Genomic DNA, 26469 nt, shown 5'->3' with positions numbered 1-26469 from the left:
CTTCTTTCGTTCCACGGATGCAAGCGTCTGGACAGCGGCCGAGCGGGGAAACCACACTGAGACCATGACATCAGATCCTTCGGGTGGAGGGAACGGTCTCGACGGCCGTGACGAGACCGCGAACGAGCGGGCCGATCGCAACTGGGAAGAGCTTCTTCAGGAGCTTCGCGTCATGCAGACGGGGACCCAGATCCTCACCGGCTTCCTCCTTGCGGTCGCCTTCCAGCCACGCTTCACCGACATGGACGCGCTCCAGCGCGATCTCTACGTCGTGCTCGTCGCTCTTGCGGCGGTGGCGACGATTCTCGCCCTGGCACCCGTGGGGATGCACCGGGCGCTGTTCGGTCGGCGTCGCAAGCCCGAACTGGTGCGCATCGCGGCGCGGATCGTCCGCATCGACCTCGTCGTGATCGGCGCGCTGACCATCGGCGTGACGACGCTGATCATCGACTTCACGGTCAACCGCGTCGCCGGCATCATCGCGCTCGTCGCGGCGCTGGTCCTCGTGACGGCGCTGTGGGCGGCGCTTCCGCGGATCATGCGCGGCAGCGCCCACGCCCGCGGAGCCGCCGCCGAGTGACGGCCCCGCGGTACCCGCAGTCAGCGTCCTGCTGGGCTCCGGTTCTCTGCGCTGACCATCCATGCGAACTGCTCGAGCCGTTCGATGATGGCGTGCAAGAGGTCCGCAGAGGTCGGGTCCGCCTCATCGACAGCGTCATGCACGTCTCGTGCTGTTGCGACCGCCGCCTCCAGTCGCTCCGTGACGAGGTCGATCGTCTCGGAGGTCGAGACCTCGCCGGCGGGGAACTCGGGAAGCGAGCTCGTCTTCGCGATGGTCGCACTGCGCCCGTCGGGGACGGCATGCAAGGCCCGCATGCGCTCCGCGATCGTGTCGCTGAAGGTGCGTGCATCGTCGATGATCTCGTCGAGCTGGCGGTGCGTGTCGCGGAAGTTGCGCCCCACGACGTTCCAGTGTGCCTGCTTTCCCTGGATCGCGAGATCGAGCAGATCGACGAGCACGGCCTGCAGGTTGTCCGCAAGGGTCTTCGAGGCTGTGAAGCCCTTCTCCGCGTTCTGCTGCCTGGTCGTCTTCGCCGCGCGCTTCGTCGAGTCGCCGGCCTTTTTGGTGGTCGTGCTTTTCGCCATGATGTACCTCCTGCGGCTGACGTTAATCCAGCGCGCAGCCGAGAGCGAGGGGGTTGACACCGCGGGGGCGGAACCCGGAATCTGACACGCGTGAGTGACACGGACATCGTGAACGAAGACCAGGAAAAGACGCAATCGGAGATCGTCATCTCCCCGATCAGCGATGAGGACGCCGGCGAGGTGCTGACGGTGCAACGCGCTGCCTTCGTCTCGGAAGCCGCCATCTACGGCAGTGTCGACATGCCACCCCTGACACAGACGCTCTCCGAGTTGGAAGCAGAGCTGCGCTCCGAGTCGGGACTGACCGCGCGCATCGACGGGCGCCTCGTCGGCGCCATCCGCTACGTCGAGAGAGACGGTCTGTTGCTGATCGGCAGGATCGCGATCGCACCGGACGTGCAGGGCGAGGGAATCGGCAGACTACTGCTCGAGAGCGCCGAGAGGGCGTCCGGAGCGGACGTCGCGGAGCTGTTCACGGGGAGCCTGAGCGAGGCGAACATCCGCCTCTACCGATCGTGCGGGTATGAGGAGCACGAGCGCGTTCCCGACGGCGACGGCACCGCACAGGTGTTCCTGCGCAAGAACCTGCGAGCAGGGTAAGAGTCTCCTCCGAGGACGCGCAAGGGGGTTGAGAGCATTCCCGACGTCGGGCATCGTAGCGAGGACATGTCGCGACCGCGTCATGCCCCAACCGGAAGGAGAGTCTCGTGCTCACCCTCACCGACAACGCCTCCGCAATCGTGACGACTCTCGTCAGCCGTCAGACGGACGCCCCGGACGCCGGGCTCCGCATCCACTCGACCGAGGCCCAGGGCCCGGAGGGCAGTGCACGTCTCGCCGTGCTCGTCGCCACCGACCCGGAGCCGCAGGACCAGGTCGTGGAGGTCGCCGGTACCCGGCTGTTCCTCGACGAGTCCGCTGTCGCCGCCCTCGACGACAAGATCCTCGATGCCGGCGTCGACGACGAAGGCTCCGTGTCGTTCGCCGTCACACCGCAGGTCGCCTGACCGAAGGATTCCGGATGCCGCGGCCGACTCGGCCGCGGCATCCGTCTGTCTGCACCGCGTAACCTGGAGCGAGCTCGCACGCCCGTGTGCGCAGTCGAAAGGCCATCGTGAAGATTTCCCTGCTCCGCCGCTTCGTCGTCCTCGCGGACGAACTGCACTTCCCGCGCGCGGCGGAGAAGCTCGGCATCCCGCTGGCTTCTCTCTACACTTCGATCGACAAACTCGAGGCCGAGGTGGGTCACCCGATCGTCCATCGCGACGGGCCCACGCGTTTGACGCCCGTCGGCGAGCTTCTGCTGGTGGAGGCGCGGGCCGAGGTGGCCGCCGCACCGGAGCCGGTGCGCAACGCCCCTGCCCCGGCCGGAGGCAAGGCCAAAGCCTCGAAGGGCAAGGGCCGGGCGCCCGCTGTGAAGGGGCAGCCGAAGCCGTACAAGAAGCGTCAGGGGCGCTGAGCGCCCGTCAGGGGCTCAATCCCAGTCGAGGTACTCCTCGATGACGACCGCGGTCTCGATCGGGTGTGTCATCGGGAACAGGTGATCAGCGCCGTCGATGCTCTTGACACTCGCACGCTCGGGTGCCGTGGACTGCAGCTGCTCACCGTTGGCGAACCGATTGGCGAGGTCCTTGGTGCCCTGGATGATCAGCACGGGCATCACCGGCGCAAGGGGCAGGTCGTTCTCTTCGACGCCCAGCAGTGCGAGACCGTTCACCCGGTCGGCGTGCGCCAAGGCGAAGGCCCGTGCGACCGTGCCGCCGAAGCCGTGCCCGCCGATCCAGGTATCACCCAACCCGACGTGGTCGATCACGGCGAGGGCGTCCTCGACCCGATCGTCGAGGGAGACCTCTTCGCTCTTGGCCTCGGCTCGATGGCCGATGCGCAGCACGTGGAACCCCGCTTCCTCGGCGAGGTAGTGTGCCACGACACCGAGGACGTCGGCTGCCAGATCGCGCTCCTGGATCAGGACGAGCTTGACAGGACCGTCGCCTTCATCGACGAACGGGATCGCGCGACCGTCGGGTTCGAAGATCTGAGTGTCGGTCATCGGCGTGAATCTCCTCGTGCCGTCGGTGTCAGGAACTCAGGCGGGATGTCCACGGCGGACGCCAGCGACCGGACCGCGGCCGGAGCCGCCGTCCTCCAGCCTAGCCGCATGTGCTCTCCGGCCGACGCTGCCGCTCAGACCTCCGTCACCTGCCCGGCCTCCACCCGCCAGTGCCGGTCGGTCTTCACGGTCGCGAGCATCCGACGGTCATGGGTGACGAGCAACAGAGTGCCCTCGTAGGACTCGAGCGCCTGTTCGAGCTGCTCGATCGCGGGCAGGTCGAGGTGGTTCGTCGGCTCGTCGAGCACGAGCAGGTTGACGCCCCGCGCCTGCAGCAGAGCCAGTCCTGCGCGGGTGCGTTCCCCGGGCGAGAGCTCGTCGACGGCGCGCATCACGTGATCGGCTTTGAGACCGAACTTCGCGAGGAGCGTGCGCACCTCGCCCGACGCCATCTCCGGCACGAGCTCCTCGAAGGCGCCGGCGAGCGGCTGCGTGCCGACGAGCTGCGCACGGGCCTGGTCGATCTCGCCGATCTGCACGCTCCCACCGAGGCTCGCCGTTCCCTCATCGGGGAGTTGCCGCCCGAGCAGCCCGCGCAGCAGCGTCGACTTCCCGGCGCCGTTCGGGCCGGTGATGCCGATCCGCTCCCCCGCGTTCACCTGGAGCGACACCGGGCCGAGCTGGAAGGATCCCTGTCGGAAGACGGCGGAACTCAGCGTGGATACCACCGAGCTGGAACGCGGCGCCGAACCGATCGTGAACTCGAGCTGCCATTCCTTGCGCGGCTCCTCGACCTCTTCGAGCCGAGCGATCCTGCTCTCCATCTGACGCACCTTCTGCGCCTGCTTCTCACTCGACTCCGCCGAGGCCTTGCGTTTGATCTTGTCGTTGTCGGGCGCCTTCTTCATCGCGTTGCGCACGCCCTGGCTCGACCACTCACGCTGGGTGCGGGCTCGGGCGACGAGGTCGGCCTTCTTGTCCGCGAACTCGTCGTACTTCTCACGCTGCTGTCGACGGATCGTCGCCCGCTCCTCCAAGTACGAGTCGTAGCCGCCGCCGAACACGCGGTTGCTCCCCTGCGCGAGATCGAGCTCCAGGACGCGGGTGACACATCGGGCGAGGAACTCGCGATCGTGGCTGACCACGACGACACCTCCGCGGAGGCCGCGCACGAACGCCTCCAGCCGCTCGATGCCGTCCAGGTCGAGATCGTTCGTCGGCTCGTCCAGCAGCGCGATGTCGAAGCGCGACAGCAGCAGTGCGGCCAGACCGACGCGCGCCGCTTGTCCGCCCGACAGCGATGTCATCAGCGTGTGGGCCGGATCCTCGCCCAGATCGAGGCCGAGGTCGGCGAGCACTGCCGGAAGCCGCTCTTCGAGGTCTGCCGCCCCGCTGGCCAGCCAACGATCCAGCGCGGCCGAGTAGGTGTCGGCGGGGTCTGTGCCAGGCGCAGCGAGAGACGGATCCCCGAGGGCCGCTGCGGCAGCATCCATGTCTCTGGTCGCCGCCGCACACCCGGTCCGGCGTCCGATGTAGTCGACCACGCTCTCACCCGCGACGCGCTCGTGTTCCTGCGGGAGCCATCCGACGAAGGCATCCGGCGGCGAGAGCCGAATCGTCCCGGCCTGCGGCTCGTCGACACCGGCCAGCAGCTTCAGGAGGGTCGACTTCCCTGCGCCGTTGGCCCCGACGAGGCCCACGACATCACCCGCGGTGACGGTCAGGTCGAGGGAGTCGAACAGGGTGCGGTGGCCGTACCCGCCGGCCAGCCCTTGGGCCACGAGTGTTGCGGTCATCCGTCAATCCTGTCACCCGTGCGGATGGTGCACGGACGCGGTTCCTCCGACAGCGGTGACGACATTCGATCTCTCGAGTCGTCGCGTCAGCACGAGTGCGATCGTGAGAGGCACCGCAGCCACGACCCCGAAGGAGATGTCGATGAGCTGCCAGCCGATCGGCAGACCACGGATGGCTCCGGCGATCACCGCCAGCGGGACGATACCCGCGCACATGATGAGGCCCCAGATGGTCACCCACACGTTGCGCACTGGATCGATGAGCGGACCGATGAAGGCCACCGCGATGGCCAAGTGCGCGAACGCCAGCCAATCCGTGCCATAGGCCAGGAACGGATACGCGCTCCCGGTGACGTCGAGCCCTTCCGCTACCCGCTGCACCCAGAAGGCGACGTCGGGGAAGGTCGCGCTGAGGCCCGTGTTGTTCAGGATGTCGCGCCCGAGCGACAACTCTTCGCGGAGCGGGAAGGCGGTGACCCCGCTCACCACGAGCCCGACGATGACGATGACCAGGCAGACACGGATGACCAGCGCGCGGCGTCTCCCGAGCGCGGCGGGAAACGAATCCGGTGTCTCGAACTCCATCACGGCCTCCCGGCTTTGCCGAACCCCGCTGTCGGCTGGGCCTCATCGATCGCCATGGGTCCTCCGGTCCGTGGAAGTCAGTCGTTGCGCAGCCTGAAGTGGTTTGATCGCCGCGATCTGCTCGGCGGCACGATCCTCAGCCAGATCCAGTTCGTACCGCGTCTGAAGATTGAGCCAGAACTGTGCCGAGACACCGAAGTATCGTGCAAGCCGCAGGGCGGTATCAGCCGAGATTCCCCGCTTGCCGTGCACGATCTCATTGATCCGACGCGGCGGCACACCGATGGCGACAGCGAGCTTGTTCTGCGTGATCTCGAAACCCTTGATGAAGTCCTCCATGAGGACCTCACCCGGGTGAATCGGGGGAATCTTGTCAATGGTAGTCAACGATCTCCACCTCCTCTGGGCCAGCGTCGGTCCACACGAAGCAGATCCGCCACTGGTCATTGACTCTGATGCTGTATTGGCCGGCTCGATCACCCTTCAGAGCTTCCAGCCGGTTTCCTGGCGGGAGACGAAGATCGTCAATCGATTCTGCAGACCCCACTTGACGGAGCTTGCGCAACGCCACCGAGAGGATCCGAGGATCGACCGACGGTACGCGCTCACGACGCCACAGACGTTCGGTCGCCTTGCTCCCGAACGATCTGATCACACCCAAGAATATAACGGACCCCGTTAATAATGCTAGACGTTATACCAGGACCCCACGACGTGCCGTAACCAAGCAGCCTCATAGGATCGCCGGATTCGCGGCGCACCTTCGCCTACTCGGCCACCCCGCTATTCACAAGCGTTGATTGGGAGCGTACGGTCGGTAGCGTTGCCAACTGGGTGACGTTCGGAGCGAACTCGACCTGAATGAGTCTCATCGGATACGTACTTTCGCCCGATAGCAACCCGGCGCACGTCGACGGTGGAGAGCAGCGACGCCGTGTAGCTTCGTCAGTTAGCTCGATGCCGGGAAGGCGAACACGCGGCACCGTCTGCACGCGCATTGCCTCGATCCGCCGTGGCGCGGATCGAGGCAATGCGAGTGCCGATGTGGGATCGGCGAAATGAAGTCGGCACAAAGCTGTGCCGCACCCCATCCGGACGTGTCCTGAAAGCGATCAGGCCTCTCCGCGATGATTCATGTGATCTGTCACATGGAAGCGAAACGGTGGCATACCACCGCGATCAGGCCAACAGAACCTGTCACTGTCACGCCGGTGTCGAAATGAGCCGCGCCCGTTCGTGGTCCTGATAGCCGGATGCAACGATTCCGGCCCGATCAGGAAGGGCCTCCTCCATGTTTATGGATCCGATGTTGACGATCATCTATCACCAGGCCGAGACCCGGCGGGCCATGGTTGAGGCGGAGCGACGTCGCGTTGCCGCTGAACGCAGGGCGGCCGCCGAGGCCGAGGGCCCGCGGCGAAAGTCTTCCGACCGCACACCGATCCGGCGGCTTTTCCGGAAGACTGTCGCAAGCTGAACGGCCCGCTCGGAGTATATGCAGCGAGGAGATGATGGCCATGCCGGAACCCCGGGACGACACTCGGGATGTCGCGACGGTGATCACGCGCACGCATCGGGAGGAGTGGGCGCGGATCGTCGCGGGACTCACGCGGCGGTTCGGAGACCTCGACCTGGCCGAGGAGATGACCGCGGAGGCGTTCGCGACCGCTGTCGAGCATTGGCCAGCACACGGCGTACCGCCGAACCCTGCCGGGTGGTTGACCACGACAGCGAATCGCAGGGCGATCGACCGGCTGCGACGTGAGGCGCGTCGAGACGAGAAGCACTGGGAGGCGCTGCGGCTGCACGATCCGGAACCCGCCGCCCCGACCGGCGCCATCGAGGATGATCGGCTTCGGCTGCTGTTCATCTGCTGCCATCCGGCGCTCTCGCTCGACGCGCGCGTCGCGCTGACCTTGAGGATCGTCGGCGGGCTCACCGTCGCCGAGATCGCCCACGCGTTCCTCGTGCAGGACACGACCATGGGTCAGCGGATCAGCCGGGCCAAAGCGAAGCTCAAGGCGGCCGGCGTCCCCTTCGCGATCCCCACGGCGGAGGACCTCCCCGAGCGCATCGATGCCGTCCTCGTTGTGCTGTATCTCGTCTTCAACGAGGGATACCTCGCTTCCGGCCCCGACACGCCCGCGATCCGGCGCGAGCTGACCGCCGAGGGGATCCGACTCACCCGGCTCGCACAGGGACTCCGTCCTGACGATGCCGAGGTGGTCGGTCTGCTCGCGTTGATGCTGCTCACCGACGCCCGCTCTCAGGCCCGCGTCTCGGTCGACGGTGAGCTGGTGCGGCTCGATGAGCAGGATCGGGGGTCCTGGGATCGAGAGTTGATCGCTGAGGGTCTGCAATTGCTCGGATCACGGGAGGCTGATGAGCCCTCCGGCAGATACCGGCTACTCGCGGAGATCAATGCCGCCCACGTCACCGCCCCGCACCCGCGTGACACCGACTGGGCGCGCATCGCGAGCCTCTACTCCCGGCTCGAGGAGATCGACCCGAGTCCACTCGTCACCCTCAACAAGGCCATCGCGATCTCCGAACACGACTCACCCGACCTCGCTCTCGCGATCATCGACCGACTCGCCGACACGCTCGACGGCCATCACGCCTTCCACGTCACCCGTGCGGAACTGCTGCGCGCGACCGGCCGCTCCGCCGACGCCCGAGCGGCCTATGATCGCGCAATCGGTCTGGCCGGGAACACCGCCGAGACCACTCACCTCATCCGCCGACGGAATCAGCTCGCACCATCGAATGGAGAACCCTCATGAGCAGCAAGTACCTCGTCGTCCACATGTCCGACCCCACCGGCACCGATCTGCCCCAATCCGAGGACCAGGCGATGCTCGAGCGCTGGGCTGCCGAGGGCGAAGCGGCGGGACGTCTGGGCGAGGGGGCACCTGTCGCGGGTCCCGAGCAGGCGAAGTCCGTCGTCGTCCGTGACGGCCGCGCCCTGATCACCGACGGCCCGTTCCCCGAGTTCAAGGAGTGGTTCGCCGGCTACGACCTCATCACCGCCGATTCGATCGACGAAGCCGCCGAGTACATGACGAGGCATCCGGTCGCGACCCTCGGCCGCATCTACATCCTGCCGCAGGTGAGGCTGCCGTGGGATCAGGAGTGATCGTCAACAAGAATGACGCTAGTTGTTGAAGCGGAACTCGACGACGTCGCCGTCCTGCATGACGTAGTCCTTACCTTCGAGGCGTGCCTTGCCCTTGGCGCGGGCTTCCACGACGGAGCCCGTCTCGACCAGGTCGTCGAACGAGACGATCTCCGCCTTGATGAAGCCCTTCTCGAAGTCGGTGTGGATGACACCGGCCGCCTGCGGCGCCTTCGACCCCTTGGGGATCGTCCACGCACGAGCCTCCTTCGGACCGGCCGTGAGGTAGGTCTGCAGGCCGAGGGTGTCGAAGCCGATGCGGGCGAGCTGGTCCAGGCCCGACTCGTCCTGGCCGGTCGACGCGAGCAGTTCTGCCGCATCCTCCGGATCGAGGTCGATGAGCTCGGACTCGATCTTCGCGTCGAGGAAGATCGCCTTCGCGGGAGCGACGAGAGCGGCAAGCTCCGCCTTGCGCGCATCGTCGGTCAGCACGGCCTCGTCGACGTTGAACACGAAGATGACGGGCTTGGCGGTGAGCAGACCGAGCTCTCGGATCGGCGTCAGATCGATGCCGGCGACCGACAGCAGCACGCCACGCTCCAGGGCGTCCTTCGCTGCCTTCGCGGTCTCGAGCACGACGGGCTCGATCTTCTTGCCGCGAACTTCCTTCTCGTAGCGGGCGATCGCCTTGTCGACGGTTTCCAGGTCGGCGAGCATGAGCTCGGCGTTGATCGTCTCCATGTCGGACGCGGGATTCACCGTGCCGTCGACGTGCACGACGTCGTCGTCGGCGAACCCACGGACGACCTGCGCGATGGCATCGGCCTCGCGGATGTTCGCCAGGAACTTGTTGCCGAGTCCCTCTCCCTCGCTCGCGCCGCGCACGATGCCGGCGATGTCGACGAACGACACCGCAGCCGGGAGGATCCGCTCGCTGCCGAAGATCTCGGCGAGCTTCTCCAGACGCGGGTCGGGCAGGTTCACCACGCCGACGTTGGGCTCGATCGTCGCGAACGGATAGTTCGCCGCGAGCACGTCGTTCTTGGTGAGTGCGTTGAAGAGAGTGGACTTGCCGACGTTGGGCAGGCCGACGATGCCGATAGTGAGAGCCACGGGGCACGAGTCTACCTCGCCCCGCCTGGCGGGATCGCCGGAACCGGGAGCTCCCGCCGCGCGCGGCTCAGTCCCGGATCGCTCGGAACGCCCTGGTCACATAGGGCAGGTCGATCGTGCTCTCGCCGTCGAGTCCGAGTTCGTCGAAGAGGTCGTCCATCTCTTGCCGGATCCGCGCCTTCTCTTCGGCGGTGGCGGTGATGACGAAGCTGCGCGAGGACGCCATCCGGTGCAGGTGGTCACGCGAGATCGGACGCACCCAGTCCCATGACTTCTCCTCCAACGGCCCGAACGGCGCGGCGACCTCGGGCCCGCCGTCGGCCAGCATGACCTCGGCATTGCTGCCGTGCATGATCTCGGTGAGGCGCCGCACCCAAGAGACGCGCTCGTCGCGGATGTTCCAGATCAAGCCGAGCACTCCCCCACTGCGCACCGTGCGACCGATCTCGGCCGAGCCGGTGACGGGATCCACCCAGTGCCAGGCCTGCCCGAGCACCGCGGCGTCGAGGCTGGAGTCAGGGAGCGGAAGGGATTCCGCCGTGCCCGCGAACGTCGGCACGCCGGGCACAGCGATCCGAAGAGCGGCGAGCATCTTCGGGTCCGGATCGATCGCGACGATCTCCGCTTCCGGCGCCCCGGCCAGGACCCTGGTGAGTTTCCCCGTGCCCGCGCCGACGTCGGCGATCCGCCGCGAGCCGACCGGCATCTTCTCCAGCATCCACGCGACAGCATCGAAAGGGTACTCAGGCCGTCCGACCTCGTAGTCTCCGGCCTGTGCTCCGAACGACGTCGCCATCTCCTCAGCCATGCCGCCAGCCTACGGCGAGTCTGCGTGCCGCTCGGCGCGCTCGGAGGGAGAGTGGTTCTGTGCCTTTGGACTTCACTGCGATCGACTTCGAGACCGCGAACTCCAGCCCTGCCTCGGCCTGCTCCGTCGGACTCGTCCGTGTGCGCGGAGGCGAGGTCGTCGCCACCACGGGATGGCTGATCCAGCCGCCGCCCGGGCACGACGAGTTCCAGGAGTGGAACGTTCGCATCCACGGCATCCAGCCCGAGGATGTCCTTTCGGCCGCCACCTGGGTCGACCAGTTCGACCGCCTGTGCGCGTTCGCCGGAGCCGACGTGCTGGTCGCCCACAACGCCGGCTTCGACCTCAACGTCCTGCGCCGCGCCTCCGAGGCCACGGGGCAGAGTTGCCCGCCCTATCGATCACTGTGCAGCCTTCAGGTCGCCCGCAAGACCTACGACCTCGAGTCCTATCGCCTACCCGTGGCCGCAGCCGCCGCCGGCTTCGCGGAGTTCGCACATCACGACGCTCTCGCAGACGCCCGCGCATGCGCACAGATCGTGATCGACGCGGCAGCCCGAGCGGGCGCCGCCGACGTCTTCGCCCTCGCCGATGCCCTGAGCCTGCGCGTGACCGCACCCGTAGCCACGATCGCGCCCGTGCTGGAGCGCGCGGTCGCCTGATCCGCCGCGCCCTGCGTGCGCGGCGACCTCGGAATGTCGGACGCCGGGAGCATCATGAACACATGGATGCACTCTCTGTCGTTCTCGTCCTCGTCGCCCTCGCGGTGGGCGTCGCTGTGGGCTGGTTTCTGCGGGCCGGCCGCGGGGCCGCGGAGCTCGCCCGTGCGCAGGCCGAACTCGCGGCTGCGCGCGACGACCGTGACCGCCAATACGACCTCTACCGCGACGCCGTCGAGCACGCCAGGACCGAGCAGCGCGCCGAAGCCCAGAGAGTCCAGCAGCAGAATGCCGTCCTGACCGCCCTCGCGCCGGTGCGGGAGAGTCTGCAGCAGATGCAGACCAAGGTCGCCGCGATCGAGCGGGAGCGTCACGCGCAGTTCGGCACGCTCGAGGAGCAGCTGCGTCGTGCCCAGGAGTCCGACGAGGCACTGCGGGCAACCACGGAATCACTAGCGGGAGCCCTGCGCTCGACCGCCACGCGCGGTGTCTGGGGCGAGACTCAGCTCCGCCGTGTGGTCGAAGCCGCCGGCCTCACTCGGCACATCGACTTCGACCTGCAGGCGACGATCTCCTCCGACCGCGGACAGGGACGACCCGACATGGTCATCCGTCTCGCGGGCGGCAGCTCGATCGCCGTCGATGCCAAGGTGCCCCTCGACGCCTATCTCGAGGCCTCCGCACTTCCGCAGGGAGACGCACACGAATCACAGCGCCGCGCGCACATGCACAAGCACGTCAAGGCGGTCCGCGCGCACATCGACGCGCTGGCGAAGAAGGCGTACTGGACCGGCCTCGACGCGAGCCCGGAGTTCGTGATCTGCTTCCTACCGAGCGAATCACTTCTGGCCGCCGCCATCGATGAGGATCCGACGCTGCTCGACTACGCATTCAGCCGCCGCGTGGCACTCGCGTCACCCGTCAACCTGTGGGCGGTCCTGAAGACGGTGGCCTTCACCTGGACGCAACAGGAAGTGTCCACCGAGGCCCGCACCCTGCTCGCGCTCGGCACGCAGCTGTACGACCGCCTGGGAACCCTCGCCGGGCACGCCGACGATCTGCGCCGCGCTCTGGAGCGGACGGTCGACAGCTACAACCGCTTCGCCGGCTCCCTCGAGACGCGTGTGCTGGTCACGGCCCGACAGTTCCCGGGGGTCGACGAAACCGCGCTCGCCTCCGTGACCCCGTCGACCGCGGCGAGCGCACGCCGCTTCACGGCTCCCGAGCTGCTCGCCGCAGACGATCTTCCCGAGAGCGCCGATGTCACAGTGGACCGCGTGAGCGCCTCGGCAGTCACCGCTGACGTCGGCGACGTGCGAGCGCGCCTGGCAGGAGACGAGACGTCGACGCCATGACCGAGTCCGTCGGGGGTGCGACAGAAGAGGTCAGGCGATGCCGGGGACGCCGCTGAGAAGCAGGATGACCAGACCGCTGGTCGCGAGGAAGGCTCCGATCATCCACCACGCGCTGATCTCGTGACCCTCGTCGCGGCGGACCCGGAACAGGACGTCAGCGCGACGCGCGGGATCCACCAGAGCTGCGGGTGGAGGTGTCACGGGAGGAGTGACACCGAGGCCGGGTTCGGCATCGGCACTCACCCGGAGAATACGCCCCGTGTTCGTGGTGACTATCTTCGTCGCGGCGGCCTTCGAGCCGCTCGTGTGCTGCGTTGTCATCCGTTCGCCCTCCTGTGCCTGCGGTGCCTTGCGGCTCCGTCCACGGCGACAAACCCAGTGACAATTGTGACACGGCGCTCCCGAAAGCGTGGCTCACGCCACTCGGAACCGATACCGGCTCGATAACGATGACCCGATGCGCCGCGCGGCCGTCACCGCGAGGACGCGGCCTCAGACCGGGCGGAAACCGGGGACACGCAAGCTCAGAGCCACTTCGAGACGAGGTGCTCCGAGGCGATACGACGCAGTGTTCCGGAGGCACCGCGAAGCACGACGCTCTCGGTGTACACGTAGCCCCGCTCACGCCGTACCCCGGCGACGAGCTGCCCGTCCGTGACGCCGGTCGCGACGAAGATCGTGTTGCTCCCCTGCACCAGATCATCGGCCTCGTAGACCTTGTCCATGTCGAGGCCGGCGTCGATCCCCCGCTGGCGCTCCTCGTCGTCGCGCGGCCAGAGGCGTCCCTGGATGTGTCCGCCCAGGGCCTTGATGGCGCACGCGGTGACGATCCCCTCCGGGCTCCCCCCGACGCCGACGCACATGTCGGTGCGGGCATCGTGCCGAGCTGCGTTGATCCCGCCGGCGACGTCGCCGTCGCTCATCAGGCGGGTACCGGCCCCGGCATCGCGGATCTCCTGGATCAACCGCTCGTGACGCGGACGGTTGAGCACGGAGACGACGATCTCATCGACGGGCTTGTCGAGCGCACCGGCCAGCTTGCGGATGTTCTCGCCGATCGGAAGGCGGATGTCGACGACTCCGACGCCGGCGGGCCCCGTGACCAGCTTGTCCATGTAGAAGACGGAGGAGGCGTCCAGCATCGTCCCCCGGTCCGAGACCGCGATCACGGAGAGTGCGTTCTGCCGACCGGCTGCGGTCAGCGAGGTGCCGTCGATGGGATCCACGGCGATGTCGCACAGCGGGCCGCGGCCGGTCCCGACGACCTCGCCGTTGAAGAGCATGGGCGCGTTGTCCTTCTCGCCCTCACCGATCACGACACGGCCCTGGAAGTCGACGGTGCCGAGGAACGCGCGCATCGCATCGACGGCGGCACCGTCCGCGGCTTCCTTCGCTCCCCGCCCGATGAAGGGGACCGCGCGGATGGCTGCGGCCTCGGTCGCACGGACCAACTCCATCGCGAGGTTTCGATCGGGACGAAGAGGGCTCAGATCCGCTGTCAGACTCACCATGCGGTCAGCCTAGCGACCGAAGAAGCGGATCTGCCCGGTTTTCCTGCCCGCGACAACGAAGGAATCTCGATTCTTAACGTCACCGCAGAAGCTGGGCCGCCCGCGCCCCGTCACGTCTGCGGCAAGTCCGTATGCGCCCCGATAGAGTGGCACCTGTCCCGGCTTCACCTACCGCAGGAGTTCATATGCCCGTCGCCACCCCGGATCAGTACGCCGAAATGCTCGACCGCGCGAAGGCCGGCGGCTTCGCATACCCCGCTTTCAACGTCTCGAGCTCGCAGACGATCAACGCCGTCCTCCAGGGGCTGACCGAGGCCGGCTCCGACGGCATCATCCAGGTCACCACCGGCGGTGCCGACTACTTCGCCGGCCACACCGTCAAGGCCCGGGCCACCGGTGCGCTCGCGTTCGCCCGATACGCCACCGAGGTGGCGAAGAACTACCCGGTCACGGTGGCTCTGCACACGGACCACTGCCCGAAGGACGCGCTGGCCGGCTTCGTGGAGCCGCTGATCGCCGCCTCCGAGGAAGAGGTCAAGGCCGGACGCAACCCGATCTTCCAGTCGCACATGTGGGACGGCTCGGCGGTTCCCCTCGCGGAGAACATCGAGATCGCGAAGGACCTCCTCCCCCGCATGAAGAACATCAACGCCATCCTCGAGGTCGAGATCGGCGTCGTGGGCGGCGAAGAGGACGGTGTGCAGCACGAGGGCTCGAACGAAGCCCTCTACACCACGTTCGCCGACGTCGACCAGGCTGTGCAGGCGCTCGGCCTCGGCGAGCAGGGCCGGTACATCGCCGCCCTCACGTTCGGCAACGTGCACGGTGTGTACAAGCCGGGTGGCGTGAAGCTTCGCCCGGAGCTCCTCGGTGAGATCCAGGCGCAGGTCGCGGCGAAGTACAACACGGGCGCGAAGCCGCTCGATCTGGTCTTCCACGGCGGGTCCGGCTCGACCGATGATGAGATCGCGCTGGCTGTCGCCAACGGCGTGATCAAGATGAACATCGACACCGACACGCAGTACGCGTACACGCGCGCGATCGCCGACTACATGTTCAAGAACTACGACGGCGTGCTCAAGGTCGACGGCGAGGTCGGAAACAAGAAGCAGTACGACCCGCGTGCCTGGGGCAAGATCGCGGAGACGGCGATGGCCGCCCGCGTGGTGGAGTCGACCCGTCAGCTCGGCTCGTACGGTCAGTCCCAGAGCTGACCTTCCGCGTCGAAAGAGATGCCCCGGCCGCGACGGCCGGGGCATCTCTCGTCTGGGGGCCGGTCCGGCTGCCGGACGACCTATCCCTGGCGTCCGCGACGGATGCGTGTGATCCAGATCGCGACATCGATCAGCGCGTCCACGACGAGCAGGACACCGAACGACCTGCCGCCTCCGCGCGTCCGTGAGGTCAGCCACATTCCGGCCGAGAACTCCGCCAGTGCCAGCGCGATCCCGACCACCGGCCGCCGCCGAATCGCTTCTCCGAGGCGCGCGAGGGGTCGGTCCCGACGGGTCAGAGCCGTGAACTCTCCGACGCCGGCGATGGCCGTCTCCCGCACCGTCGCCCACGGCCCCAGAGGAAGGAACCGTCGGTTCGGACGCGCGGCCTGACCGCCGAATGCGGCGTCGATCAAGTCGGGCGCGATCCCGAACGCTGCCAGGAACGCACGCTGACGAGCTTCGGTACCGACCACTCCCCCCAGCGACTCCGGCATCAGCGCGCGATGGGCCGCATCCACATCGAGCCGCACCATCGCGGCGAGCTCGAGGAGTTCATCACGGCTTCCGTCCCCCTCAGCGAGCAGCCGTCGGCAGATCTCCGCCGTCGCGGGGATACGGATGGCTTCGATGTCGAGAACGGGTCGGGTGCCGCGCTCGGCATCGATCCAGAACGGGATCGGGCCTCCCTTCGGTGGCGTCACTTCGATCCAGGCGTCGGAGTCGACGCGGTTCAGCTCGATCACGGGCAGCTCCGCCCGGGAGGTGGTCCAATCGCCCGTCGGCTCCGAGGTCTCGAACTGCTGGAGAGACCATTCCCCGGACTCCTGGTGATCCACCACCATCCGACGAATCGACGAGAGCAGGCGCGCGACGGCGGGACCCCGATGTGAGAAGGCGCAGACCTGCACGGTGGGGAGGGTGAAGGGCAAGGTATCCGAGTCGAGCTCCTCGTCTTCCAGGTCTTCCTCGTCTTCCAGGTCTTCGGGGGCTTCGGGGTCTTCGGCGTCGATTCCGTCGTCGTCAGGATCGGTGCCGTCCTCCAGCCACAGCGTGAGCCCCTGAGATCGGAAGGCCTCGCGCAGGTCGGCGGCAGAGAGCGTCGACGCGATCCGGTCCTCCTCGGTGAGCGTCAGCACATGCCCATCGTCCGTCACCGGGATCGCGAGCAGGGCGGCGGAATCATCATCCCACTCGTCCTCCGCATCCCGCACGCCCGCGGGGACCCGCAGGCCGGCCAGGATGTCGTGCGCGAGCGACCGAGGGTCGGAGCCGTCGCCGCGATCGACGGACGCAGAAGAGATGTGGACGCCGAAGCTGTTCTGAAGCATCCTTCGACAGTACCGGGGCGTCGGCCGCCGCTACGGCCCGACCGACGTGAGGTAGGCCGTGAACGCCGGGTCGCTCATCATCGGGACGGCGATGCACATCGAGACGATGATCCCCGTCACGATCGCACCCACGATCGGGAGCCACCACGTGAGACGCCCGCGACGCAGGCGGCGGATGGAGAGCGCAGCCGTGATCGCCCACCCGACGGCCAGGACGATCGCACCGATCGTGCCCCACGTGCGTCCCTGCGCGAAGTTCGTGAACTCCCCGTCGATGCCGAGGATCCTCATGGTCTCGTTCATCACGTTCGGAAGGTCGAGATACGACAGTCCCGTGACGATGACGTTCACCAAGCCGTACGCGAGAAGCGCGATCGTCACGAGCCGATCCACGGGGCGCCGACGCGGGGTCGAGCCATCACCCGGTGCCGGGGACGCAGCGGCGGCGGTCGGTGCGACAGGAGGCGTCGGCGGCGCGACGGCGACCTCGTCCAGCGGCGGCAAGCCGGCGGCTCGGCGCTGCTCCTCCGGCGTTGCGAGTTCGCCGTACTGCGGACGTTGATCGGTCATCCCGCCATGCTAACCGTCCCGGCTTCGCACGGCTCACAGCGAGGCGGCCGGACGGCGTGACACCGCATCACACCCGGAGACGATAGCGGCCCCGGAGAAGTGGGGACTCCTCGGGGCCGCGGACGTGAAGCGCTGGGGACGCTTCTCATCCATAGTGACCGCCTGCGCTGGGGACGCTCGGACGATCAGTAGCGATCTCGTATGGCGCTACTCCCCTGATCATAGGAAAACGCATGCCGCGGCACCAGGGGTCTCTGTTCAGATAGTGAACTCCGGGCCTGCATCGCCATCGAGAGAAGCGGCGCCGAGCTGCAGGGACAATCGCCGCGCCTCGCGCTGCAGCGTCGTGACGAGCGCGCGGTCCACCACGGCGCGGTCCGTGGGCAGGGAGATCGCCAAGGAGGCGGTGACCCCGGGCGCGATCACCGGCACGGCCACACACGTCGCGCCGATCGCGTACTCCTCCTGATCCACCGTCCACCCCGGGGAGTGCTCCAGCTGCGTCAAGAGGGTCCGGCGATCGCTGATCGTGCGCGGTGTGAGCTCCTCCAGGCGATGTCGCGACAGGTAGTCGAGTCTCTCGTCATCCGGGAGGTCCGCGAGGATCTGCTTGCCCAGCGCCGTCGCGTGGGCACTGGACTGCAACCCCACCCACAGCTCGACGCGCGGGTTGCGGACCGCATCGACGATGTCGACGAGGTGCATCTCACCGTCGTGGAAACGGGAGAGGTAGGCGGTGGCTCCCACGACCTCCGTCACGTCGCGAAGAGCCGCACGGACGCGTGCGAGGAAGACGCCCCGCGAATCGACCTGCTGCTGGAAGGCGGGGAATCGTGCACCGAGCACGAGCCCGTCCGGTTCGGCGTTCAGATAGCCCTCATGGACCAGGGTGCGAACGAGGTTGCAGGTCGTGCCCGGCGTTAACCCCGTGATCGCCGCGAGCATCTTGGCAGGCAGCGGACGGGGAGAGTTCGCGACGATGTCGATCAACCGCAGAGCGCGCTGCACCGACCCGATGAGGGTGGGCTCCGCCTCCGCGGCGCTCAACGCTACGCGCCTCCTCCAGCTGCGCGACCGCCGAGCGCCCGCTCGTCGCGTTTCCCCGCGGCGTCCTGACGCAGCTCCTTGGGGAGGGAGAACATCAGATCTTCTTCGGCCGTCTTCACCTCTTCGACGTCACGGTAGCCGGCGTCGCCGATCGCGTCGAGAACTTCGCGCACGAGCACCTCGGGGACGGACGCCCCGCTGGTCACCCCGATGGTCTCGACACCGTCGAGCCACTCCTGCTGGATCTCCTCGGCGTAGTCCACCCGGTACGCGGCCTTGGCGCCGTATTCGAGGGCCACCTCGACCAGGCGCACGCTGTTGGACGAGTTGGACGACCCGACGACGATCACCAGGTCGGCGCCCGCAGCGACCTTCTTGATGGCCACCTGGCGGTTCTGCGTGGCGTAGCAGATGTCATCGGACGGGGGATTGTGCAGTTCAGGGAAGCGCGTGCGCAGACGGTTGACCGTCTCCATGGTCTCGTCGACCGAGAGCGTGGTCTGTGAGAGCCAGACGACCTTGTTCGGATCCTTCACGACAACCGTGTCGGCCTCTTCGGGTGAGTTCACGACCGTGACATGCTCGGGAGCCTCTCCCGCCGTACCCTCGACCTCTTCGTGCCCGTCGTGGCCGATGAGCAGGATCTCGAAATCGTCCCGCGCGAAGCGCACGGCCTCCCGGTGCACCTTGGTGACCAGGGGGCAGGTGGCGTCGATCGCGTGCAGGCCGCGGTCGGATGCTGCGTTCACGACCGCCGGGGAGACACCGTGGGCGCTGAACACGACGTGTGCGCCCTCGGGAACCTCGTCGACCTCTTCGACGAAGATCGCACCCTTCTCCTCGAGTTCCGTCACCACGTGGATGTTGTGCACGATTTGCTTGCGCACGTATACAGGCGCTCCGTAGCGCTCCAGCGCCTTCTCGACGGCCACCACGGCGCGGTCGACACCGGCGCAATAGCCGCGCGGTGCGGCGAGCAGGACCCGCTTGCGTCCGACCACCGGGTTATCCTGAAGCCGCCCGGCCGCCGCCCGCACTCGAGGGAGACGGGGAATGGGAAGATGAACGGCAGTCGAAGTCACCCCTGAATTCTACCGCCGCACAGCTGTGCGGGGCCGGGGAGACTCCAGACGGGAGCGGGAGCGGATGACAGTCTTCGAAGCGACGACGGGACAGGGAGAGACTCCGCCCGCCGACTCCGTCGCCCCGCGCGACTCCACGGCCGACGCTCCCACCTCGGTCACCCGCCTCAACTCGACCATCCGCGACTTCATCGCGCGCTGGAACACGGTCTGGGTCGAAGGGGAGATCACCTCCTGGAATGTGCGTGCCGGCAACGTGTTCGCGCGCCTGAAGGACACCCGGTCCGACGCCCAGATCTCGATCCGTGTGTGGTCGAGCGTTCGTGGGCGCATCCCCTCCGACCTCGGCATCGGCGATCATGTCGTGGCTGCGGTGAAAGCCGACTACTTCGTCAAGGCAGGAGACTTCAGCTTCACGGTCTCGGCGATGAAGCACGTGGGCTTGGGCGATCAGCTCGAACGCCTCGAGAAGCTCCGTGTCCAGCTGCGACAGGAGGGCCTGTTCGACCCCGCCCGCAAGCAGCGCCTGCCCTTCCTCCCCCACGTCATCGGGCTGATCACGGGTGAGCGGTCGGACGCCGAGAAGGACGTGCACCGCAACGCCGAGCTCCGCTGGCCCCAGGTCCGGTTCCGGACCGAGTATGCCGCGGTCCAGGGCGACCGGTGCGTGCCGGACACCCTCGCCGCGCTCGCACGGCTCGACGCCGACCCGGACGTCGACGTGATCATCATCGCCCGGGGCGGCGGCGATCCGCAGACCCTCCTCGGCTTCAGCGACGAGCGACTCATCCGCGCCGTCGCCGCTGCCTCCACCCCGGTCGTCAGCGCGATCGGACACGAGAACGACCATCCCCTGCTCGACGACGTCGCCGACCTGCGCACATCGACGCCGACCGATGCGGCGAAACGCGTCGTGCCGGACGTGGGTGAGCAACGTGCCCTCATCGCCCAGCTGCGCTCGCGCGCGACGACGCGCCTCACCCAGCGCCTCTCGCACGACATCGCGCAGCTGGAGCAGCTCCGCTCGCGCCCTGTCCTGCGCTCCCCCGATCCGATCATCGACGCCCGCTCCCAAGAGCTGTGGCTGCTGCTCTCGCGCGGGCGCGACACCGTGACCCGGGAGATCGATTCCGCCGGTCGGCGGACCGGGGAGCTGCGTGCCTCCCTCCGCGCGCTCTCCCCCGCGGCCACGCTCGCGCGCGGCTACGCGATCGCCCACCTCGACGGCGGCGTGATTCTGCGCGACGCCGCCGATGCCCCGGCAGGCAGCGCCCTCACGATCACCGTCGATCGCGGCTCCGTCGCTGCGCGTTCGGAGGGCGAGATCCCGGAGTCCCGCTGAGCCGGAGCGCCACGCCGCACGACGTAGGATGGAGGAGTGAGCGCCCTCAACGACACCCCCGTGGACACGCTGTCGTTCGAGGCAGCCCGTGACGAGCTCGTCAAGGTCGTCGCCGAACTCGAACAGGGGTCACCGACCCTCGAGCACTCGCTCGCGCTCTGGGAGCGTGGCGAGGCGCTGGCCGCCCGGTGCGAGGAATGGCTCCTGGGCGCGAAGCGCCGTCTGGAAGAGGCCAGGGCCGCATCATCCACCACCGAGACCTCGGGCGCGGAGTCATGAGCAAGCAGACCAAGCAGCCGCCCATCATCGCGGAGCTGGGTCGCCCGGAGACGCCGGACGAGACCGCAGCGCGCAAGGCCGCCTCCAGCAAGGCGTATCGCTCGAGTCAGACGTTCCGGAACCTCATCGCAGCACTCCTCGTGACGGTCGCCGTGGTCGCCGTGATCATCCTCGCCGTCCCCCGCGGGGAGCCGGTCGAGCCCGAGCCGATCGACGTCGCCGGCATCGCCGCGGGTGTGGAATCCACGATGGACAGCCCCGTGCTCGTTCCCGAGCTGGGCGACTTCTGGCGGGCGAACAGCGCGAAGCTGCTCGGCGGCGCCACCGTCGTCTGGGAGGTCACGCTGGCCCCGTCCGCCGACGACGAACGCGGGTTCATCAAGGTCGCTCAGGCCTTCGACGCCGATGCGTCCTGGGCTCCGCAGCGCCTGAACGGCATCGCCCCCACGGACACGGTCCGCATCGGCGGCCGCGATTGGGACGTCTACGAGCCGGGCAACGCCGATTCGAACGCCAACGTCACCTACGCGATCGGCACCCAGGCCGGCGACGACTACATCCTGCTCTACGGCTCGCGCTCGCCCGATTCCACGGCAGAGCTCGCGGAGTCGCTGATCCCACAGATCCGTTCACTCTCGGAGGCCTCATGACGCACCCCTTGACTCCTTCCGCAGCCTGGCAGCAGATGCTGGACGGCAACCGTCGATTCGTCGCGGACGAGCCCCGGCACCCGAACCAGGACGTGGTACGCCGCAAGGATCTCGCCGCGGCGCAGCACCCCGTGGCGACGCTCTTCGGCTGCTCGGATTCCCGCCTGGCGGCCGAGATCATCTTCGACCTCGGTCTCGGCGACCTGTTCGTCGTGCGCAACGCCGGTCAGGTCATGGGCGAGTCGATCGTCGCGAGCCTCGAGTACGCGGTCGCCGTCCTCGAGGTTCCGTTGATCGTCGTCCTCGCGCACGATTCGTGCGGAGCGGTCCGCGCCGCGATCGACGGGACGGCGATCGATGCCGCTCCCCTGCCGCCGCACATCTGGAAGCTCGTCGCGCCGATCGTGCCCGCCGCGCGGAAGGTCCTCGCCGAGAGCGGCGGCGGCACGGTCGCCGACATCGACTCGGAGCTCGTCGGACGCGAGCACCTCCGCAACACCGTGAACGACCTGCTGCAGTCCTCCGAGATCATCAGCAACGCCGTCGCCGAAGGTCGTCTCGGCCTCGTCGGCGCGAACTACCGTCTGGCCGAGGGCACCGCGACGCCGGTGATCACGGTCGGCATCGACACCGAGGGGAACAGCCCCGTGACCAAGGAGGGTTCGGAATGACCGACAACGACCAGCGCAGCGGCGAGAGCTCGCAGGGCTACCGGATCGAGCACGACACCATGGGTGAGGTGCGGGTGCCCGTCAACGCGCTCTACGGGGCGCAGACGCAGCGGGCCGTGGAGAACTTCCCGATCTCGGGCAAGGGTCTGGAGTCGACGCAGATCGCCGCGCTCGCCCGGATCAAGAAGGCCGCCGCCCTTGCCAACAAGGAGCTGGGCACGCTCGACGGTGCCATCGCCGACGCGATCGCCCAGGCTGCCGACCAGGTGGCTTCGGGTGCCCACGACGGTGAGTTCCCGGTCGACACCTACCAGACCGGTTCCGGCACCTCGTCGAACATGAACATGAACGAGGTGCTGGCGACTCTCGCGACCCGCATCCTCGGTGCGACCGTGCACCCCAACGACCACGTGAACGCTTCCCAGTCGTCGAACGACGTGTTCCCGACCTCGGTGCACATCGCCGTGACCCAGGCGCTCATCGACACGCTCATCCCCGCGCTCGACCACCTCGCCGTCGCACTGGAGGCGAAGGCGGAGCTGTGGAAGGACGCTGTCAAGTCCGGCCGCACGCACCTCATGGATGCGACGCCTGTGACCCTCGGCCAGGAGTTCGGCGGCTACGCCCGCCAGGTGCGCCTCGGCATCGAGCGCGTGCAGTCCGCCCTCCCCCGCGTCGCCGAGGTTCCCCTGGGTGGCACGGCTGTCGGCACCGGCATCAACACCCCGCTCGGCTTCCCGCAGAAGGTCATCGCGCTGCTCGCGTCCGAGACGGAGTTGCCGATCACCGAGGCGAAGGACCACTTCGAGGCACAGGCCAACCGCGATGGTCTGGTCGAGGCGTCCGGCGCACTGCGCACGATCGCCGTCTCGCTGACGAAGATCAACAACGACCTCCGCTGGATGGGCTCCGGCCCCAACACGGGTCTCGGCGAACTGCACATCCCCGACCTGCAGCCCGGCTCCTCGATCATGCCCGGCAAGGTCAACCCCGTGGTCCCCGAGGCCGTCCTCATGGTGTGCGCCCGAGTGATCGGCAACGACGCGACCGTGGCCTGGGCCGGGGCCTCCGGGTCTTTCGAGCTCAACGTCGCGATCCCGGTCATGGGCACGGCGGTGCTCGAGTCCATCCGCCTGCTCTCGAACGCCTCCCGGGTGCTCGCCGACAAGACCATCGACGGTCTGCAGGCGAACGTCGAGCGTGCCGCCGCCTTCGCCGGCATGAGCCCGTCGATCGTGACCCCCCTCAACAAGCTCATCGGCTACGAGGCGGCGGCGAAGATCGCCAAGCACTCGGTCGCGAAGGGCATCACGGTGCGCGACGCCGTGATCGATCTCGGCTACGTCGAGCGAGGCGACCTCACCCTCGAGCAGCTCGACGAGAAGCTCGACCTCCTCTCGATGACCCACCCGGGCTGATCCGAGCGATTTCCGGATGCCGCGAGGACACGTTCCTCGCGGCATCCGTGGTTTGCGGCTCCGTTTCGGGCTTCGACTTCGGGGCTCCGGTCCTCCGTCCCTGGTTCCCGGTACGGGTGCATGAGCCGCCGTCACATGCATGAGCATCCGGCGCTGCTGGTCATGCATCTGCTCGCACCTCATGCAGGTGAGCGGAATTCACGCCCGCGCTCGCGCCAAGGCAGCCAGAACCGCGGCCGCGACCACGTCCCACGAGTGCAGGATCATCGCATAGTCGAAACGGAGCGTCTCGAAGCCGAGGTCGGAGGCCCTCGCGTCTCTTAAGAGATCTCGATGACGGTGCGCGGATCCGGCGTGGTTCTCGCGTCCGTCCGCTTCGAGGATGACCCGGCCCTCGATCACGAAGTCCACCCGCCCCACGCCGGTGATGGCGACCTGGACATGCACCTCGATGCCCATCAGGTGGAGCCGCAGCCGCACCAGGGACTCCAGACCGCTCTCGGCATCGGGGCGCGCGAAATCGACGAGCCAACGCGCTGTCAGTGGGAGCCTGGCGCGGATGCTCGCTCGCGCGGCAGCACTCAACATCCTCTTGTTCCACGCCGACTCGTACGCGGCGAAGAAGAACTCCGCTCCGTAGCAGGTGAAGGCGTGCACCAGCGCCACGTCGATCGGAGCGACGCCGAGATCCATACGACCGGGGGTGAAGTGTGCGATGCAACCGCATGACGGCGGGTGATGTCGCCGACCGCCGACCCCCATCCAGACATGCACCTGGGTCGGCTCCTCCAGCGTCCACACCTCTCTCGCACGCAGCGCACTCCCGCAGGTGAGGGCACCGCCGTGAGCCGCCGCCGTGATCGCCTGGTCGGACGCCTCCCCCGACGCGAACACTCCCGGTCGCACGCGGCTTATGCGGCCTGATCTGCACTCCGCGGAGAGCCGTGAACGCGAATACCCGAATCCCTGGAGCGTGGTTCCGCGCGCGACTCCCCCGAGGTGCTTGAGGATGAACACAACGTCGATCATCGTGTCATCCTCACCCCGGCGGACGACGCCTCTCGTCCACCATCCCGAGGGCGGTGGGACGCGGCGCTAGGTCGGCAACTGTGCAGGAGAGGACTCCGCGGAAGCACGAGCTCTTCGAGAGCTCAGATGCCGGAGGATCGCACACCCGCATGACCTCACTCAGGCGAACAGTCATGCATCCGGAAGTCCGTCATGCAACCGTCCCTGCCCCACCGCACGGTCCCCGGAACACGACAGCGGATGCCGCGGGGCATTCCGCGCGGCATCCGCTGTCGCCCGTCGTCAGCTGAGCTCTCCACCCTCCAGGAGCTCGGTGACGAGGGCTGCGATCGCCGAACGCTCGGAGCGTGTCAGGGTCACATGCCCGAAGAGGTCATGTCCCTTCAGCGTCTCGATCACGCTGGCGATGCCGTCGTGCCGGCCGACGCGGAGGTTGTCGCGCTGGCCCACATCATGGGTGAGGATGACTCGCGAGTTCTGGCCCATCCGGCTCAGCACCGTGAGGAGGACGTTGCGTTCGAGCGACTGCGCTTCATCGACGATCACGAATGCGTCGTGAAGGGAACGACCGCGGATGTGGGTGAGCGGCAGCACCTCCAGCAATCCGCGTTCGATGACCTCTTCGATGACGTTGCCGGAGACGACCGAGCCGAGCGTGTCGAACACCGCCTGCCCCCACGGTCCCATCTTCTCGCCCTGGTCGCCGGGGAGGTAGCCGAGCTCCTGCCCGCCGACGGCGAACAGCGGCCGGAACACGATGATCTTCTTCTGCTGCTGCCTCTCCAGCACCGCTTCGAGACCCGCGCACAGCGCGAGCGCCGATTTGCCGGTGCCGGCCCGACCGCCGAGGGAGACGATGCCGACTTCCTGGTCGAGGAGCAGGTCGATCGCGATCCGCTGTTCGGCCGAGCGACCGTGCATCCCGAAGATGTCGCGGTCGCCGCGCACCAGTCGGTATTCGCCGTCCCCGGTGACGCGTCCGAGCGCGGAGCCGCGTTCGGAGTGGATGATCAGGCCCGTGTTGACCGGAAGGCCCCGCGCCTCCTCGCTGATGCCGACCTCGCTCTCGTACAGGTCGCTGATGTCGTCGCCGGAGAGGTCGAGCGTCGAGATGCCGGTCCAGCCGGAGTCCACGGCCTGCTCGGCGAGGTACTCCTCGGCGCGCAGCCCCAGCGATGCCGCCTTCACGCGCATCGGGAGGTCCTTGGAGACGATCGTGACGTCCTGCCCGTCCTGCGCGAGGTGCATGGCGACGGACAGGATCCGCGTGTCGTTGTCGCTGAGCCGGATGCCTGCCGGGAGGACCGAGGAGTCGGTGTTCGCGAGCTCCACGCGAAGCGTGCCCCCTTCTCCGACCTCGACCGGGAAGTCCAGTCGCCCGTGCTCGATGCGCAGGTCGTCGAGGTGTCGCAGCGCCTGGCGTGCGAAGTAGCCGATCTCCGGGTCGTGACGTTTGCCCTCGAGCTCTGTGATCACGACGACCGGAAGGACGACCGAGTGCTCGGCGAACCGGAAGAACGCCTGCGGATCACTCAGCAGGACCGAGGTGTCGAGGACGTACGTCCGCAGATCCTGATCAGGCTCCGCGGATGATGTGCGTCTCGTCGTCTTACGGGTGGACTGCTGCGCGGTGCTGGTGGCCTGCTGCGCTGTACGTGTGGTCACGACCCACTCCCGACCCGGGGAATCCCGGCTATT

General features: G+C 67.7%; 30 protein-coding genes. 14 read left to right on the top strand and 16 right to left on the bottom strand.

The features are described 5' to 3' along the window. Positions 1 to 64 precede the first annotated feature (64 nt). Positions 65 to 580: a DUF6328 family protein gene (locus L978_RS11685; RefSeq protein WP_047523234.1), complete on the top strand. Its 516-nt coding sequence runs from the start codon at positions 65 to 67 to the stop codon at positions 578 to 580. A gap of 20 nt (positions 581 to 600) precedes the next feature. Here the strand turns inward: L978_RS11685 and L978_RS11680 are convergent, their stop codons facing one another. Then, a complete protein-coding gene (locus L978_RS11680) occupies positions 601 to 1146 on the bottom strand; it encodes a Dps family protein (protein WP_047523233.1) in 546 nt (181 codons plus the stop codon). 90 nt (positions 1147 to 1236) lie between these two features. Between L978_RS11680 and L978_RS11675 the strand changes: the two genes are divergently transcribed. From L978_RS11675 to L978_RS11665, 3 genes are all read left to right on the top strand, one after another. After that, a complete protein-coding gene (locus tag L978_RS11675) occupies positions 1237 to 1746 on the top strand; it encodes a GNAT family N-acetyltransferase (protein WP_231555050.1) in 510 nt (169 codons plus the stop codon). Positions 1747 to 1853: 107 nt separating this feature from the next. Continuing rightward, positions 1854 to 2153: a Fe-S cluster assembly protein HesB gene (locus L978_RS11670; protein ID WP_047523232.1), complete on the top strand. Its 300-nt coding sequence runs from the start codon at positions 1854 to 1856 to the stop codon at positions 2151 to 2153. A 107-nt stretch (positions 2154 to 2260) separates the two neighbouring features. Further along, the gene (locus tag L978_RS11665; protein ID WP_047523275.1) at positions 2261 to 2605 is read left to right on the top strand and encodes a helix-turn-helix domain-containing protein; all 345 of its coding nucleotides are present in this window, start codon (positions 2261 to 2263) and stop codon (positions 2603 to 2605) included. Positions 2606 to 2620: 15 nt separating this feature from the next. On the opposite strand, the gene L978_RS11660 is transcribed toward L978_RS11665, so the two are convergent. The 5 genes from L978_RS11660 to L978_RS18600 all read right to left on the bottom strand — a co-directional run bounded on the left by L978_RS11660 (position 2621) and on the right by L978_RS18600 (position 6232). Further along, positions 2621 to 3196 carry an alpha/beta fold hydrolase gene (locus L978_RS11660; protein WP_047523231.1) on the bottom strand — a complete coding sequence of 192 codons (576 nt, stop codon included), beginning with the start codon at positions 3194 to 3196 and terminating at the stop codon, positions 2621 to 2623. 134 nt (positions 3197 to 3330) lie between these two features. Beyond that, a complete protein-coding gene (locus L978_RS11655; protein ID WP_047523230.1) occupies positions 3331 to 4992 on the bottom strand; it encodes an ABC-F family ATP-binding cassette domain-containing protein in 1662 nt (553 codons plus the stop codon). Between the two features lie 12 nt (positions 4993 to 5004). Continuing rightward, positions 5005 to 5577, bottom strand: a complete 573-nt coding sequence (locus L978_RS11650; protein WP_052193642.1) for a hypothetical protein — start codon at positions 5575 to 5577, stop codon at positions 5005 to 5007. Positions 5578 to 5619: 42 nt separating this feature from the next. Beyond that, a complete protein-coding gene (locus L978_RS11645; RefSeq protein WP_052193641.1) occupies positions 5620 to 5964 on the bottom strand; it encodes a HigA family addiction module antitoxin in 345 nt (114 codons plus the stop codon). Continuing rightward, positions 5951 to 6232 (bottom strand): type II toxin-antitoxin system RelE/ParE family toxin, encoded by a 282-nt coding sequence (locus L978_RS18600; RefSeq protein WP_081997026.1) that lies wholly within the window; start codon positions 6230 to 6232, stop codon positions 5951 to 5953. Before L978_RS18600 ends, L978_RS11645 begins: the two co-directional genes overlap by 14 nt. 862 nt (positions 6233 to 7094) lie before the next feature. Between L978_RS18600 and L978_RS11635 the strand changes: the two genes are divergently transcribed. Together L978_RS11635 and L978_RS11630 are read left to right on the top strand one after the other, a co-directional pair. Beyond that, positions 7095 to 8360 carry an RNA polymerase sigma factor gene (locus tag L978_RS11635; RefSeq protein ID WP_047523271.1) on the top strand — a complete coding sequence of 422 codons (1266 nt, stop codon included), beginning with the start codon at positions 7095 to 7097 and terminating at the stop codon, positions 8358 to 8360. Next, positions 8357 to 8713 carry a YciI family protein gene (locus tag L978_RS11630; protein ID WP_047523228.1) on the top strand — a complete coding sequence of 119 codons (357 nt, stop codon included), beginning with the start codon at positions 8357 to 8359 and terminating at the stop codon, positions 8711 to 8713. The genes L978_RS11635 and L978_RS11630 overlap by 4 nt, the downstream gene beginning before the upstream one ends. 18 nt (positions 8714 to 8731) lie before the next feature. On the opposite strand, the gene ychF is transcribed toward L978_RS11630, so the two are convergent. Together ychF and L978_RS11620 are read right to left on the bottom strand one after the other, a co-directional pair. Next, positions 8732 to 9805 carry a redox-regulated ATPase YchF gene (gene ychF, locus L978_RS11625; protein ID WP_047523227.1) on the bottom strand — a complete coding sequence of 358 codons (1074 nt, stop codon included), beginning with the start codon at positions 9803 to 9805 and terminating at the stop codon, positions 8732 to 8734. A gap of 67 nt (positions 9806 to 9872) precedes the next feature. After that, positions 9873 to 10613, bottom strand: coding sequence for a class I SAM-dependent methyltransferase (locus L978_RS11620; protein WP_047523226.1), 741 nt, complete (start codon positions 10611 to 10613; stop codon positions 9873 to 9875). A 59-nt stretch (positions 10614 to 10672) separates the two neighbouring features. Between L978_RS11620 and L978_RS11615 the strand changes: the two genes are divergently transcribed. Together L978_RS11615 and L978_RS11610 are read left to right on the top strand one after the other, a co-directional pair. Beyond that, positions 10673 to 11275 carry a 3'-5' exonuclease gene (locus tag L978_RS11615; RefSeq protein WP_047523225.1) on the top strand — a complete coding sequence of 201 codons (603 nt, stop codon included), beginning with the start codon at positions 10673 to 10675 and terminating at the stop codon, positions 11273 to 11275. 62 nt (positions 11276 to 11337) lie between these two features. Further along, positions 11338 to 12627: a DNA recombination protein RmuC gene (locus tag L978_RS11610; RefSeq protein WP_047523224.1), complete on the top strand. Its 1290-nt coding sequence runs from the start codon at positions 11338 to 11340 to the stop codon at positions 12625 to 12627. 30 nt (positions 12628 to 12657) lie between these two features. Here the strand turns inward: L978_RS11610 and L978_RS11605 are convergent, their stop codons facing one another. Together L978_RS11605 and glpX are read right to left on the bottom strand one after the other, a co-directional pair. Then, positions 12658 to 12948 carry a hypothetical protein gene (locus L978_RS11605; RefSeq protein WP_047523223.1) on the bottom strand — a complete coding sequence of 97 codons (291 nt, stop codon included), beginning with the start codon at positions 12946 to 12948 and terminating at the stop codon, positions 12658 to 12660. 203 nt (positions 12949 to 13151) lie between these two features. Then, positions 13152 to 14138: a class II fructose-bisphosphatase gene (gene glpX, locus L978_RS11600; RefSeq protein ID WP_047523222.1), complete on the bottom strand. Its 987-nt coding sequence runs from the start codon at positions 14136 to 14138 to the stop codon at positions 13152 to 13154. Between the two features lie 185 nt (positions 14139 to 14323). Between glpX and fbaA the strand changes: the two genes are divergently transcribed. After that, positions 14324 to 15352 (top strand): class II fructose-bisphosphate aldolase, encoded by a 1029-nt coding sequence (gene fbaA, locus L978_RS11595; RefSeq protein ID WP_047523221.1) that lies wholly within the window; start codon positions 14324 to 14326, stop codon positions 15350 to 15352. Between the two features lie 80 nt (positions 15353 to 15432). On the opposite strand, the gene L978_RS11590 is transcribed toward fbaA, so the two are convergent. The 4 genes from L978_RS11590 to L978_RS11575 all read right to left on the bottom strand — a co-directional run bounded on the left by L978_RS11590 (position 15433) and on the right by L978_RS11575 (position 19355). Continuing rightward, a complete protein-coding gene (locus L978_RS11590; protein WP_047523220.1) occupies positions 15433 to 16683 on the bottom strand; it encodes a hypothetical protein in 1251 nt (416 codons plus the stop codon). A gap of 30 nt (positions 16684 to 16713) precedes the next feature. Next, positions 16714 to 17253 carry a DUF6264 family protein gene (locus L978_RS11585; RefSeq protein WP_047523219.1) on the bottom strand — a complete coding sequence of 180 codons (540 nt, stop codon included), beginning with the start codon at positions 17251 to 17253 and terminating at the stop codon, positions 16714 to 16716. Positions 17254 to 17511: 258 nt separating this feature from the next. Further along, the gene (locus L978_RS11580; RefSeq protein ID WP_047523218.1) at positions 17512 to 18300 is read right to left on the bottom strand and encodes an IclR family transcriptional regulator; all 789 of its coding nucleotides are present in this window, start codon (positions 18298 to 18300) and stop codon (positions 17512 to 17514) included. A gap of 2 nt (positions 18301 to 18302) precedes the next feature. Then, entirely contained in the window at positions 18303 to 19355 is a 1053-nt protein-coding gene (locus tag L978_RS11575; protein WP_372492651.1) for a 4-hydroxy-3-methylbut-2-enyl diphosphate reductase, read from the bottom strand. Positions 19356 to 19446: 91 nt separating this feature from the next. Here L978_RS11575 and xseA point away from each other — a divergent pair, with 91 nt between their 5' ends. From xseA to L978_RS11550, 5 genes are read left to right on the top strand one after another with little or no spacing between them, the layout of a single operon-like run. Next, complete coding sequence (gene xseA, locus L978_RS11570; RefSeq protein ID WP_047523215.1) at positions 19447 to 20724, top strand: exodeoxyribonuclease VII large subunit; 1278 nt, start codon at positions 19447 to 19449, stop codon at positions 20722 to 20724. A 36-nt stretch (positions 20725 to 20760) separates the two neighbouring features. Next, positions 20761 to 21003, top strand: coding sequence for an exodeoxyribonuclease VII small subunit (locus L978_RS11565; RefSeq protein WP_047523214.1), 243 nt, complete (start codon positions 20761 to 20763; stop codon positions 21001 to 21003). Then, a complete protein-coding gene (locus tag L978_RS11560) occupies positions 21000 to 21653 on the top strand; it encodes a DUF4245 family protein (protein WP_047523213.1) in 654 nt (217 codons plus the stop codon). The genes L978_RS11565 and L978_RS11560 overlap by 4 nt, the downstream gene beginning before the upstream one ends. Further along, complete coding sequence (locus tag L978_RS11555; RefSeq protein ID WP_047523212.1) at positions 21650 to 22324, top strand: carbonic anhydrase; 675 nt, start codon at positions 21650 to 21652, stop codon at positions 22322 to 22324. Before L978_RS11560 ends, L978_RS11555 begins: the two co-directional genes overlap by 4 nt. Beyond that, entirely contained in the window at positions 22321 to 23742 is a 1422-nt protein-coding gene (locus L978_RS11550) for a class II fumarate hydratase (RefSeq protein WP_047523211.1), read from the top strand. The genes L978_RS11555 and L978_RS11550 overlap by 4 nt, the downstream gene beginning before the upstream one ends. A gap of 198 nt (positions 23743 to 23940) precedes the next feature. Here L978_RS11550 and L978_RS11545 read toward each other — a convergent pair whose 3' ends face one another. Both L978_RS11545 and L978_RS11540 read right to left on the bottom strand, forming a co-directional pair. Next, a complete protein-coding gene (locus tag L978_RS11545; RefSeq protein ID WP_052193640.1) occupies positions 23941 to 24771 on the bottom strand; it encodes an endonuclease domain-containing protein in 831 nt (276 codons plus the stop codon). A gap of 282 nt (positions 24772 to 25053) precedes the next feature. Beyond that, complete coding sequence (locus L978_RS11540) at positions 25054 to 26436, bottom strand: PhoH family protein (protein WP_047523210.1); 1383 nt, start codon at positions 26434 to 26436, stop codon at positions 25054 to 25056. Positions 26437 to 26469 lie beyond the last annotated feature (33 nt).

The organism is Microbacterium sp. ZOR0019 (assembly GCF_000800925.1).
Taxonomy (GTDB): Bacteria; Actinomycetota; Actinomycetes; order Actinomycetales; family Microbacteriaceae; genus Microbacterium; species Microbacterium aurugineum.
Note: the sequence above shows the minus strand (reverse complement) of the source record. Positions and strands in the feature narration are given on the sequence as shown.